10 protein-coding genes and 1 pseudogene are annotated in these 13,125 nt (G+C 41.0%); 8 read left to right on the forward strand and 3 right to left on the reverse strand.

Annotated features, from left to right (window positions below; genetic code table 11):
- The first annotated feature begins 57 nt into the window (after positions 1 to 57).
- The 5 genes from E0H80_RS11125 to E0H80_RS11145 all read left to right on the forward strand — a co-directional run bounded on the left by E0H80_RS11125 (position 58) and on the right by E0H80_RS11145 (position 6,089).
- Positions 58 to 1,596, forward strand: a complete 1,539-nt coding sequence (locus tag E0H80_RS11125; RefSeq protein ID WP_131365819.1) for an aromatic/alkene/methane monooxygenase hydroxylase/oxygenase subunit alpha — start codon at positions 58 to 60, stop codon at positions 1,594 to 1,596.
- 76 nt (positions 1,597 to 1,672) lie between these two features.
- Positions 1,673 to 2,038, forward strand: coding sequence for a phenol hydroxylase subunit P4 (locus E0H80_RS11130; protein ID WP_067870318.1), 366 nt, complete (start codon positions 1,673 to 1,675; stop codon positions 2,036 to 2,038).
- 12 nt (positions 2,039 to 2,050) lie between these two features.
- The gene (locus E0H80_RS11135; protein WP_131365822.1) at positions 2,051 to 3,112 is read left to right on the forward strand and encodes an NADH:ubiquinone reductase (Na(+)-transporting) subunit F; all 1,062 of its coding nucleotides are present in this window, start codon (positions 2,051 to 2,053) and stop codon (positions 3,110 to 3,112) included.
- A gap of 271 nt (positions 3,113 to 3,383) precedes the next feature.
- On the forward strand, positions 3,384 to 5,069 hold the full coding sequence (locus E0H80_RS11140; protein ID WP_323052968.1) for an arylsulfatase: 1,686 nt from the start codon (positions 3,384 to 3,386) through the stop codon (positions 5,067 to 5,069).
- A 63-nt stretch (positions 5,070 to 5,132) separates the two neighbouring features.
- A complete protein-coding gene (locus tag E0H80_RS11145; protein ID WP_131366029.1) occupies positions 5,133 to 6,089 on the forward strand; it encodes an SUMF1/EgtB/PvdO family nonheme iron enzyme in 957 nt (318 codons plus the stop codon).
- A gap of 129 nt (positions 6,090 to 6,218) precedes the next feature.
- Here the strand turns inward: E0H80_RS11145 and E0H80_RS11150 are convergent, their stop codons facing one another.
- The 3 genes from E0H80_RS11150 to E0H80_RS11160 are packed head-to-tail and all read right to left on the reverse strand — an operon-like array spanning position 6,219 to position 9,256.
- Positions 6,219 to 7,439, reverse strand: coding sequence for an NAD(P)/FAD-dependent oxidoreductase (locus E0H80_RS11150; protein ID WP_131365827.1), 1,221 nt, complete (start codon positions 7,437 to 7,439; stop codon positions 6,219 to 6,221).
- A 32-nt stretch (positions 7,440 to 7,471) separates the two neighbouring features.
- The gene (locus E0H80_RS11155; RefSeq protein ID WP_131365829.1) at positions 7,472 to 8,878 is read right to left on the reverse strand and encodes a cytochrome P450; all 1,407 of its coding nucleotides are present in this window, start codon (positions 8,876 to 8,878) and stop codon (positions 7,472 to 7,474) included.
- Positions 8,879 to 8,935: 57 nt separating this feature from the next.
- Positions 8,936 to 9,256, reverse strand: coding sequence for a 2Fe-2S iron-sulfur cluster-binding protein (locus E0H80_RS11160; protein WP_131365831.1), 321 nt, complete (start codon positions 9,254 to 9,256; stop codon positions 8,936 to 8,938).
- Between the two features lie 182 nt (positions 9,257 to 9,438).
- Here E0H80_RS11160 and E0H80_RS11165 point away from each other — a divergent pair, with 182 nt between their 5' ends.
- The 3 genes and pseudogenes from E0H80_RS11165 (at position 9,439) to E0H80_RS11175 (ending at position 13,080) form a co-directional block, all read left to right on the forward strand.
- A complete protein-coding gene (locus E0H80_RS11165; RefSeq protein ID WP_228259991.1) occupies positions 9,439 to 10,500 on the forward strand; it encodes an AraC family transcriptional regulator in 1,062 nt (353 codons plus the stop codon).
- 327 nt (positions 10,501 to 10,827) lie between these two features.
- Entirely contained in the window at positions 10,828 to 12,018 is a 1,191-nt protein-coding gene (locus E0H80_RS11170; RefSeq protein ID WP_131365833.1) for an MFS transporter, read from the forward strand.
- Between the two features lie 102 nt (positions 12,019 to 12,120).
- Positions 12,121 to 13,080, forward strand: a pseudogene (locus tag E0H80_RS11175) (IS5 family transposase).
- Positions 13,081 to 13,125 lie beyond the last annotated feature (45 nt).

Below are 13,125 nucleotides of genomic sequence, written 5' to 3' on the forward strand. Positions count from 1 at the left end.
CGGAAGAAATAAAGACAAGAAGCCGACTGCTTCAACAGATTGAAAAGGATCATCAAGATGAATAGCCAAGCAAAAAGTGCGACTAAAACTGCAACCAAAAAACTTAATTCAAAAGACCGTTACCGCATGCTGACACGTGATCTGGATTGGGATTTTTCCTATGCAGACCGTAAAGAAGCATTTCCGTATGAAGAGTTTGAAGGCATTAAAATTACAGACTGGTCAAAATGGGAAGACCCTTTCCGCTTAACCATGGATACTTACTGGAAATATCAGGCAGAAAAAGAGAAAAAGCTGTATGCCATTTTTGATGCTTTCTCTCAAAATAATGGTCAGATGAATGTCAGTAATGAACGCTACTTAAATGCAATAAAACTGTTTTTAACAGCCGTTACGCCACTGGAATATCAGGCATACCAAGGTTATGCGCATGTAGGCCGCCAATTTAGCGGCATCGGTGCACGTATTGCCTCGCAAATGCAATCGATTGATGAGCTGCGTCATGTACAAACGCAAATTCATGCTATGAGCCATTACAACAAATTCTTTGATGGCTTCCAGGATTGGGCACACATGCATGACCGTGTTTGGTACTTGTCTGTCCCAAAATCATTCTTTGAAGATGCACGTTCAGCAGGGCCATTTGAATTCTTACTGGCGATTAGTTTCTCCTTTGAGTATGTACTTACCAACTTACTGTTCGTCCCATTCATGTCTGGTGCGGCATATAACGGAGATATGGCAACCGTGACCTTTGGTTTTAGTGCTCAGTCGGATGAAGCACGCCACATGACTTTAGGTTTGGAAATCGTAAAATTCTTACTGGAACAGCATGAAGATAACGTTCCGATTGTTCAGGAATGGATTGATAAATGGTTCTGGCGCGGTACTCGCTTGCTCTCGATTGTCGGCATGATGATGGACTACATGCTGCCAAATAAAGTGATGTCATGGAAAGAAGCATGGGAAACCTACTTCGAAGAAGCTGGCGGTGCTTTATTTAAAGACTTGAGTCGTTACGGTATTCGCATGCCGAAGTATTCAGACGTGATTGTTAAGGAAAAAGAGCATATTTCCCATCAGGCATGGTGGATTTTCTATAATTTTGGTCATGCTGCAGGTTTCCATACCTGGATTCCAACCGATGAAGAAATGGATTGGTTATCTGAGAAATATCCAGACACCTTTGACAAATATTACCGCCCTAAATGGGAGTTGGCGCGTAAATTGGAAGCTGAAGGTAAACGCTTCTATAGCAATGGCTTGCCGCAACTGTGCCAAATCTGCCAGATTCCAATGACCTTTACCGAAATGGATGGCGACCCAACCATGTTCAGCTACCGTGACAGTATTTATAAAGGTGAGCGTTATCACACTTGTTCAGATGGCTGTTACGACATTTTTGAACGTGAACCTGAAAAATATATTCAAGCTTGGTTGCCGGTCAATCAAATTTTACAAGGCAACTGTGGCGGTCCCGATTTAGAAAGTATTTTACGTGACTATTACAACTTTAACGTCGGTGCAGACAATCTTGATATTGAAGGCTCTCCAGACCAAGAACGTTGGAGAAAATGGAAAGGTCACGTCGCCTAAGCAAAAAAGGATCAGAAGCCATTTCATGGATAAAAATTGAGATGGCTTCACACTCAAGGAATTCAGGAGTTTTCTCATGCCAGTACAAGCCATACAACCAGATTATGAATTTGATGCGCGTGACGCACAAAAAAATTACGGCGACAACATGCTGCTCTATGTCGGCTGGGATCAGCACACTTTATTTTGTGCAGCCCATGCTTTTGTGGTCTCACCACAGCAAAGTTTACAAGACTTGATTGATCAGCAAATTCAGACTGGTTTTAATCAGCACCCTGACTTTGAGCATATTGATTGGTCAGAAGTACAATTCACCTTAAATCGTCAATTACTAACAGATGTGGATTTTTCCAAGACATTAGCCGATTTAGATTTTGATCATAAATCTCTACTGCGCTTTGTTACGCCCGGCTTAAATGGCTACAACGGCACACATGTATAAGGAAGAAGAATCATGAGTTATCAAGTAACGATTGAACCTGTGGGCATGACCATTGAAGTGGAAGAAGATCAAACTATTTTAGACGCTGCTTTACGTCAAGGTGTTTGGCTACCCTTCGCCTGTGGTCATGGCACATGTGGAACCTGTAAAGTTCAAGTGACTGACGGTTTTTATGACGTCGGTGAAGCATCGTCCTTTGCGCTGATGGATATTGAACGCGAAGAAAATAAAGTGCTGGCCTGCTGCTGTAAACCTGAATCCGACATGGTGATTGAAGCGGATGTGGATGAAGACGAAGATTTTCATGGCTATTTGGTCCAAGACTACCAAGCCACAGTTGTAGATATCAAAGCGCTGTCACCGACCATTAAAGGGGTGCGTTTACAAATCGATCGTCCGATGGAGTTTCAGGCTGGGCAGTATATCAATATTAAATTTCCAGACATTGAAGGGACACGTGCATTTTCAATTGCCAATGCACCGAGTGAAGAAGGCATTATTGAATTGCATATTCGTCAGGTAGAAGGTGGGGCAGCCACCACTTATGTGCACGAAACCCTTCAAGCGGGCGATGAACTTGAAGTTTCGGGACCTTATGGGCAGTTCTTTGTACGTAAATCAGATGCAAAAGATACCATCTTTATTGCAGGCGGTTCTGGTCTATCGAGCCCGCAATCAATGATTCTGGATCTTTTGGAACAAGGTGACACACGTACGATCTATCTTTTCCAAGGCGCACGTGATGTTGCGGAACTCTATAACCGTGAAGTGTTTGAAGGCTTAGTGAAAGACTATCCCAACTTCCGCTATATTCCTGCATTGAATGCACCAAAAGCAGAAGATCAATGGACAGGATTCACCGGCTTTGTACATGAAGCTGTAGCAGATTATTTTGAAAATAAATGCAGTGATCATAAAGCTTATTTATGTGGTCCACCAGTAATGATTGATGCAGCGATTTCAACGTTAATGCAAAGCCGACTTTTTGAAAAAGATATTCATACCGAATGTTTCTTAAGTGCAGCGGATGGTGTTTCTAACGAATCTCGCTCTGCTTTGTTTCGGCATATTTAGCATCCTCTTTTAAACACAAAATTTGAACGATCACCACGTCAAGGTCTAGTCGCAATTGCTAAAGATGTAACTGATAAAGCTAAATTCTTCGTCGTGGCTAACAGCACGCTTTTAAACATATCCCGTTTAATATCGTGCTGGCACGGGATCAAAGCAATGCTTCGACTTTAGAAGTACAACGTCGTTGTGTTCATGCTTAAATTAATTTAACTCACCTATTCATAATAAAGGAACTCTTATGAATTTTAAAAAAATAGCATTGGTATGTGTTATGCCAGCTTTACTGCTCAATCAAGCTACTTTTGCCGACCCGGTAAAACAACCGAATATCTTATTGATAGTTGCTGATGATTTAGGCTTTTCAGATACAGAACCCTTTGGTGGCGAAATACATACGCCCAATATTAAAAAGCTGGCCAAGCAAGGGGCCGTACTTTCCAACTTTTATGCAGGCCCCACCTGTTCTGTAACACGCTCGATGTTGCTCACCGGCAATGATAATCACCAAGCAGGTATTGGCTCAATGAGCGAGTTTTTACAACCGGAGCAAAAAGGAAAACCGGGTTATGAAGGCCGCTTAAATGACAAAGTCATCACCATTGCGGAAGTTTTAAAACAAAACGGCTATGCAACTTTCATGACAGGAAAATGGCACTTAGGCGGAACGCCAGAAAGTATTCCAAGTGCACGTGGGTTTGCCAATTCCTTTGTTTTGTTGCCTGGTGGTGCTGCTCATTTCGATACCAGCCCTATGTTTCCTGGTAACTATAAAGCACGCTATTTAAACAATGGGCAGGAAGCATCCTTACCCGAAAATTTTTATTCATCTGATTATTACACCGATAAAATGCTGTCTTATCTGAAAAATAACCGAGAAAAAAATCAACCTTTTTTTGCTTATCTTGCCTATACCGCGCCACACTGGCCTTTACAAGCACCTGACCAATACTTAAAAAAATACTCAAAGGCTTATCAAGACGGTTATGACAAAACTCGAGAAGCCCGCTTTAAAAAGCTAATTAAACTGGGTGTGATTCCTGCTAATGCCAAAATTAATGATCCACTGCAAGGTGTATTTAAGAATTGGAATCAATTAGATGCCAAGCAAAAAGCCGAACAAGTCAAAACTATGCAAGTCTATGCTGCAATGATTGATAACTTAGATCACAATATTGGTCGTGTTTTAAATTACTTACAGTCGACCAAAGACTTAGATAATACTATGGTTTTGTTTATGTCTGATAATGGCGCTGAATCTGCAAGCCCTGAATCGCTCGGCACGACTGAAGATAAAAGTGGCATTGCCGACTGGGTCAACCAAAATTTTGATAATAGTTTAGCGCATATGGGGAAAAAAGGTTCTTATGTCACTTTAGGTCCACAGTGGGCTCAAGTTGCATCGACACCCTTACCTTATTTTAAAAGTTTTCTAGCCGATGGAGGTATTCATGTTCCTGCCATTATTCGCTACCCAAAACTGGTTAAAGCCAATTCTATTCAAAAGAATCTGCTTCATGTATCTGACTTTGTTCCGACGGTTCTTGAACTCACCCAATCGACTCGTCCGACGACCTATAAAGACCAGAAACTTATTCCAATGCAAGGACAATCCTTTACTTCTGTATTTAAGGGAAAAACTATTCCTGAACGAGCGGTTGGCTGGGAGTTTAATAACAAAAAATCGTTATACAAAGGCGATTGGACTGTTCGTTTCGAAGACCAACCTTATGGCATTGGCCAATGGGAACTGTATAATCGCCAAAGTGATCCAACCTTGAAAAACAACATCGCAGCACAACATCCTGAAAAATTAAATGAGCTAGTTAAGGATTGGGATGCGTATGCGCAACGTGTTGGTATAATTTCAGCACCGGTAAGATATCGTTATGGGCAAATGAATTGCTTCTATGGCACCTGTATAGGACCGGAAGAAATTAAAAACCTATCGAATCCGTAATTTAAACTCACATATAACAAGGATGTTAACGTGATTTATCAGTCTACAATTTTAGCTGTATTGATGGCTATTGTGTTACAAGGATGTTCTACAAGCAATCAACCACAAACTAAAAATCAGCAAGATTTACCTGACCTTGGCACGCTGCAAAGCTGTAAAAGTTATCCTGGATTGCCAGTAAATTGGTCGCAAGACCCGCTGGCAGGCATGGTTTCTATTCAAGGTGGAAGCTATAGCATTGGCAACAATGATGCTTATCCAGAAGAAAAATCGCTCATTCATAGTACAAGACAAGTGACTGATTTTTATATCGATGCAACAGAAGTAACCAATGCTCAGTTTCAATCCTTTGTCGATGCTACAGGCTATGAAACCGAAGCTGAAATGCAAAATGAAGCAGCGGTATTTATTCAACCTGCACAGAAAGTAGCTGAGCTGAAATGGTGGAAGTTAGAAAAGAATGTTAATTGGAAACATCCTTGGGGAATTCAATCATCCCGTCAAGTCCTTCCCAATGAACCAGTTCGATACGTGACGCTGAAGGACGCATTAAAATATGCGGAATGGCGGGGAACTGAATTACCGACCGAAGAACAATGGGAATATGCGGCTAAGGCCTTTAGTCATGAACGTGATGTATCTGCTCATACTCAGCATATTGATGCCAATGTTTGGCAAGGTGAGTTTCCCTATCAAAATGAAAATAAAGACGGGTTTTCAGATGTCGCACCTGTCGGTTGTTTTAAAGCCAATGGGTTTGGTCTATTTGACATGATTGGGAATGTTTGGGAGTTAACCCGGACCCCTTTTATTGGCTCACATGATGATGACCATCTCGGTACGCAAGCTCAACTTGCTTCTCGTTCTGAATCACAATATTCAGCCTATACCATTAAAGGTGGCTCTTATTTATGTGCTTCAAACTATTGTGCCCGATATCGAGCAACCTCAAGACAACCGCAAGAATATACTCTGGCGATCAGTCATGTTGGGTTTAGGACAGTTAAAAATATAAAATAATTTAATGCATTAATCATGAAACTACATTTTTATTTTGGGCCATTGCTATGCGCTATGGCCCCCGATCAGTAGTCTTGTCTGCAAACGAGATAATAAAGTTGGTCTGTCTCTATATCCCTTCCTATGATTTTATTGTGTCAGCTGCTTGAGATCAATCGATTCATCGGCAAAATGATCAGGATCAATCTGGATATTGTCATGGATAATTTTTTTACTGATCATAAATTCTAAGGGCCGATTAATGCAATCTGCAGCGATCAATTGTTTATTTTTAAAATAGAAGACTGCGAAACTATTGCTGTTCTGAAGATCCCCACGGATCACCAACTGATCGTAGCCATGATTTAAGCCAGCAATCTGCAGTTTGATGTCATATTGATCTGACCAAAACCAAGGTAAAACGTTATACGGTTTGGACTTTCCACATAAAGTAGCTGCCGCCACTTTGGCTTGTTCATTGGCATTGGGCACAGATTCCAAACGAAGCTGGCACTGATACCGGGAATTAAAATGACTAGTACAATCCCCTGCTGCCACAATATCAGGATCGTTGGTTCGGCCATAGGCATCAATGATAATGCCATTATCAACTTCAATCCCTGCTGCTTCTGCCACTTCGATATTGGGTTGCACGCCAATACCAACAACCACCAGATCGGCCGCAATCATTTTGTCATCAGCACATAAAACACCTTCCACCTGTGCCCTGCCAACAATACATTCTAGCGTAATATGATTATAAATTTTCACACCTTGCGCTTGATGTAGCCGGGTATAAAATTCAGAAAGTTCAGGGGCCGTCACACGCTGTAAAATTCTTGGAGCAGTCTCTAAAAGCGAAACCTGAATCCCCTTTTTTCTTAAGGATGCTGCGGTTTCTAAACCAATATAACCGCCGCCGATCATCACCGCATGTTTGGCGCTTTGAATATGCTGCTGTATGGCTGCAATATCGGCTGCGTTTCGCACATAGTAAACCCCTTTGAGTTCACTACCCTCAATGTCAAGTTTTCTGACCCGCGCACCTGTACAGATCGCTAATTTGTCATAGGACATCTGTGAACCATCAGCCAGCTTTAACATTTTCTGCTCCCGGTCAATTGAAACCACATGACCGTGTAAAAAATCAATGTGCTGTTTTTGATAAAATGTAGCTGAGCGGATCAGCAGATCCTGAATGTTTTTATCACCAGATAAAAAAGTCTTGGATAAGGGTGGTCGATGATAGGGTAAATATGGTTCATCCCCGATCATGAGGATATCCCCTTGCCAACCTTCTTGACGCAGACTGACACTTAACTGTGCCGCAGCATGACTTGCACCAATGATGACCGCTTTCAGTTTCTGCATCACTTGCCCTCTTTTTCAATCATGGATCAGGTTTATTGTTCAGTTTTTGCAGTGAGTTTGACCATCAATTTTGAATAGCCACGGACAAAGTTGGACTGCACAATTTCAGGTACATCTACGACTTCCCAACGGTCAAAACGATTTAAAATTTCTTCCCACAAAATGCGCAGCTGCATTTCAGCTAAACGGTTACCCATACAGCGATGTACGCCAAAGCCGAACGACAAATGATTACGGGCATCTTTACGATCAATTATAAATTGCTCAGGACGGTCAAGCGCACGTTCATCGAGGTTACCCGAGGCATACCACATCACCACTTTATCGCCTTTACGAATAAATTGGCCATTTAACATCACATCCTGTGTGGCTACACGACGCATATACGCCAATGGCGTTTGCCAACGAATGATTTCTGAGACCATATTGGGAATCAGGCCTGGGTTGGCTTTTAATTTGGCAAACTGCTCCGGGAATTGATGCAGCGCAAGCACACCACCTGTCATGGAGTTCCGCGTCGTATCGTTCCCCCCTACAATCAACAAGGCTAAATTACCCAGATACTCCATCGGACGCTTGATCAGATCACGTGTGGCATCACTGCTTTGCATTAAAGTAATCAGGTCAAAACCTGGGGTTTCTCCCGCGGCTAAACGTGCCGCTTTGTCATGCCACAAGGCAACAAAATGTTTAGCCATGTCTGCCACGCCCACAAAGGACTCATCTAAATCCATAGCACCGCCGGTACTTTGTGGCGAAGATGAAAACAGGTCTGACCAATACACGAGTTTTAAACGGTCTTCGTATGGGAAATCCAGTAAGGTCGCAAGCATCCGCGCAGTCAATTCAATTGAAACGTTTTCTACCCAATCAAATGGCTGTCCAAGCGGTAAACTATCGAGAACTTCTGAGGTTCGCTCACGGATCAAAGATTCCATCTCTTTTAAGTTTTTTGGCGCTACAACATCCTGAACTGCTTTACGGCGTTCATCATGTTTTGGTGGATCCATCGCAATAAAGGTCTCTACATCGATTGGTGCCGTGCCAATTAAAATCAGCGGTTCTGCTGAAAACAGCTCGTGGTTTTTATCCACAAATACTATGTCTTTATAACGGGTAACGGACCAAAATGGACCAAATGGGCTGTTGGCTTGATAATGCACAGGGCATTCATCACGCAGCCTTTTCGAATAGGCATTCCACTGATGCTGTCTAAATAAAAACGGATTACTTAAATCAATATCCTGGATATCTACTGTTGAAACATCGGGGATCGGTTTTTCAACAAACTCGGGGAAGTATTCCTTTTGTGTAATAAAACGTTTGGTCCGTTTAAACAGATGTACGCCTTTGACTTGCATATCCATCGGAATCAATGGCGATAGTCGATTGGATGCTTCATTTTTAACTTTATTGAGCACTGTTTCAAACTGAATCATGTTGTTATTGCCTGTTTTTATTTTGATCTTGAGGTGGACTAATAGAGCTATCAGCTGTTACAGCTGATATTCAGGGAGGTTTACACGCATGCCATTCATATCTTCAGAGACATGTACCTGACAGGCCAAACGGGATGTGGGGGTTTTTTCTGGAGTCAGATCGAGCATTCGCAGCTCACTGGCTGAAGCCGTGCCCACTTGCACAATCCATTGCGCATCTAAAATCACATGACAGGTGCCACAGGCGCACTCACCGCCACAATCGGCATCAATACTTGGAATGCCATGATCAAGCGCAATCTGCATCAATGACTTGCCCGCTTCTAAATCGGCTGAATGCTCTGTTCCATCATGCTCAACAAAGGTAATTGTTCCCATTTATGTTCTCCTGCACAGGGTTATTGGCTTGCTATTCATCGGTTTTTATTTGGATCAATACAATCTAATGCTATAAAGGCAGTACATGGAGGTCATTTTTTGACAAGATAAGGTCATTAAAAGACACATAAAATATCGACTAAAAAGTTTAGTTGGTTAATTCGCAATGACGGGATGTCAACGTGTACGATATAAAAAACAATGCATTGATGGATGAAAATGTAGATATTGCCAATATTCCCTCCAATTATGCGCGAATGATTGGACGAGAATTAGCACTGAATATTCGTGAACTGCCGCAATTACTGCAATTTACCCAGCTTAATATTGAACAGTTGATGCGGGATGAAACTTTACTGACCGCCAGACAATTGGTACAGATTTTACAAAATAGCGTAGCTTTATCTGAACATGCTGATTTTGGCTTACGGCTTGGAAAACGCCTTACGCCAACCACCCATGGTGCAATGGGTTTTCTGGTCAACAGTAGTCCAAACCTATTGATGGCTTTAAAAGCCTTTAAGGAATTTATTCCTACGCGCATCAGTTTTGCGCGTTTAAGCCTTGAATATTCAGAGTCTTCTGTGAATATGTCGCTACATTTTGATATTCCGCTCTCTGCACAGGTACATCGGATACTTTCTGAAACCTGTGCGGTGATTTTATATGAATGTGCTGAATTTATTGTAGGACGCCCACTAGATGAAGCAAAAATCTGTTTTGCCCATCCAGAACCCGACTACGGCCAAACATATGCGAACTATTTATCGGGGCGCTATTTTTTCTCCGCACCTGAAATAAAAGTCGAGTTTCCTTTAAGTTTATGCAACATTCTCAATGCATCTGCCCATCAAGATAGTTATCTGTTGGCAATGCGCCAATGTGAAAGCATGCTGCAACAATTGCAACCCGGCAAACACAGCTATGTTTATCATATTCAGAAAATGATGCTGTCCAGTTCCTTAGGTGAACTGAACGAAGAACACATCGCGGCATCCTTATTTATGAGTAAACGTACCTTGGCACGTAAACTTGCGGTGGATGGTACGAGTTTTCGAGAAATTCGGGATTCAATTCTTTCTCAACAAGCCAGCAGTTATTTACTTGAAAGCAATTTGTCGGTCGATGCTATTGCAACGCTACTCAATTATCACGATAGTTCCAACTTTAGGCGCGCCTTTAAGCGTTGGTTTCAAACCTCACCCAGTGAGTATCGCTATAAAAATAAAAAACCATCATCGTAATGATCCGAAGTTAACTTTCTGAAATTAGAATAATTATGTAGGTTGATGCACTGATTAAAACGAAATTTCAATTTAATAAAAGATAACTTATTAAATTTATTACTCCTTATTCATCATTACAATGATGAAGTAAGCTTTAAGTAAACATAAGCTAATTTAATAAAATCTTAAGTCTTTAAAAACTCATTCTTTTAAAATCTCATGATCTGATCATTCACTACTGTAATGAAGGCTTTGACTAGTTTTATGCTCCTATAATGCAAATAGCGTTTATCAACCCTCTCTATTTAAGTATATTACGGCACAGTAAAATATTTGAAGTGCCAAATGAGTTTTAAAACATCCATTGAAAAAACATATCAAAGCAACTTAAAAGCATGGCTGGCAGTGATCGCTGTCGCTTTAGCTGTTTTTTCTGTAGTGAGTGCGGAAATGCTTCCTATTGGATTGTTGACGCCTATCGCAGAAAGTATGCAGCAGCCATTAGGTCATACCAGCCTCATTATTTCCACACCCTCTTTAGTCGCTGCCATTATTGCCCCGTGTGTTGTCTTAGTTTTTAACCGTATTAATCGTCGTCAATTACTCCTTTTTTTTATGCTGTTATTGTTTATTTCAACACTTGTTTCAGCCATGACTGACGCATTCCATTGGTTATTACTGGCGAGGGTATTATTCGGGATTTCTATGGGGGGTATTTGGGCTTTAGCAGGCACTCTCGCTGTTCGTTTAATGCCTCCAGCGCAAGTCGGAATCGCCACTTCCATTATTTTTAGCGGTATTGCTGCTGCATCTGTATTGGGCATACCCGCAGGTGTATATCTCGGTGATTTATTTGGCTGGCGGATAGCCTTTATCTGTGTCGCCATCTTGGTTGCTATTGTATTTGTCATGCTCTTTTGGTCATTGCCTTCTTTACCCATTAAAAAAGTAAGTACGTGGCGAAGCAGTTTATCAGTCCTTAAAAAACCGAATATTATTATTGGATTATGTTTGACCTTGTTGATCGTGACAGGTCATTTTTCTGCCTATACTTTTGTTCGACCTGTATTACAAGAAATCGCACAATTCTCTGATGCATCCATTGGTGCTTTATTGTTAATTTATGGTGTTTTTGGAATTTTAGGTAATTTTGTTTTAGGTTTTACGATTCAAAAATTTTTATGGCAAACGATATTTAGCATCGCTTTTTTATTAAGTGCAACTTTGCTGTTATTCGTATTTTTTGGTGATTTTCTATTTTTAAATATTGTCTTGTTCTTAATTTGGGGATTTGCGTATGGGGGCGTTTCGGTTTCATTAATGACATGGATGATTCGTTCAGCGCCTACACAGCTTGAATTAGCTGCTGCCTTTAATGTTGCTGTATTTAACCTTTCAATCGGATTAGGCGCTTTTGCAGGTGGGCTAATTTATGACGGTATTGGACTTTGGCTGAATCTGGTTTTTGCAAGTGTATTGACCTGTATAGCCGTTATTGTGGTGTTTTTAAATCGCAGCAAACAAGCAGGGATCTAGAGTTCAATCTTGCATATATTATTTAATACTTGTGTCTTAACTCTGAAAGCCTTTGTTGCATAAATCTACCGTTAAGGGCTTATTCAGCAATATAATTCTCAGATGAATAAGGCAGTATCTAAAATTTTTCGTACCCTTAATTGGTCTTCTTACAACCAAGCCTTAATCAATCGAGGAAATATCACGATTTGGTTTGATCATACGACCCAATAGTATGCTCAGCCAAAAGGCAAACAAGGACGAAATCCAACCTACTCAGATACAGCCATCCAATGCTGCCTAATGATTAAATCTCTATTTCGACTTTCTTTGCGTATGGTCACAGGTTTTGTGCAAAGCCTCATTAAACTTTGTGGCTTGGATTGGACAGCCCCGACTATCAGTGCTATTCGTACTCCACCATCTGTAGAAGACAAAGGCATATTGATATTTCGATTTGCTATCAAAAAAACAGTGATGGTCTTCCTTGCTCAGTACACTGCTCATCGTAGACTCTACTGGTTTGAAATTCTTAGGTAAAGGTGAATGGAAACATAAAAAACATCAGCCTGAGTACCGTCGCCAATGGCGTAAACTACATATTGGTATATGTGCTGAAACCCTACAAATACGTACTGTTCAGGTCACTACAAATAATGTGAGTGATTCTCAGGTATTGAATGATTTACTTGCTCAGATTTCAGAAGATGAGCGAATTGATTCTTGATATACAGATGGAGCTTATGATACCAAGCAATGCCGTCAAGCCATTTCAGATCGTCAAGCGTATGCAGTTATTCCACCTAGAAAGAATGCTAAGCCTTGGAAAGGCTCAAAAATAGGCTCAATTGAAAGAAATGAATTGCTTAAAATCGTGAAATATTTAGGGAGAACGATTTGGAAAAATGGTCGGGGTACCATCGACGGAGTTTGGTTGAAACCAAGATGCACTGCATTAAATTATTAGGCGGCAAAATAAATGCAAGAAATTTTAAAAGTCCGGTGAAGGAGGTGCATGCTCGTATAGCCGTACTCAACAAATTTACAGAATTAGGTAGACCTCATACCCAAGTTGTATCTTAAATTTGAGTAACGTGGGGTAGATTTATCTTTAAAATCGTTATGCAA

This window comes from Acinetobacter sp. ANC 4779 (assembly GCF_004331055.1).
Classification (GTDB): Bacteria; Pseudomonadota; Gammaproteobacteria; order Pseudomonadales; family Moraxellaceae; genus Acinetobacter.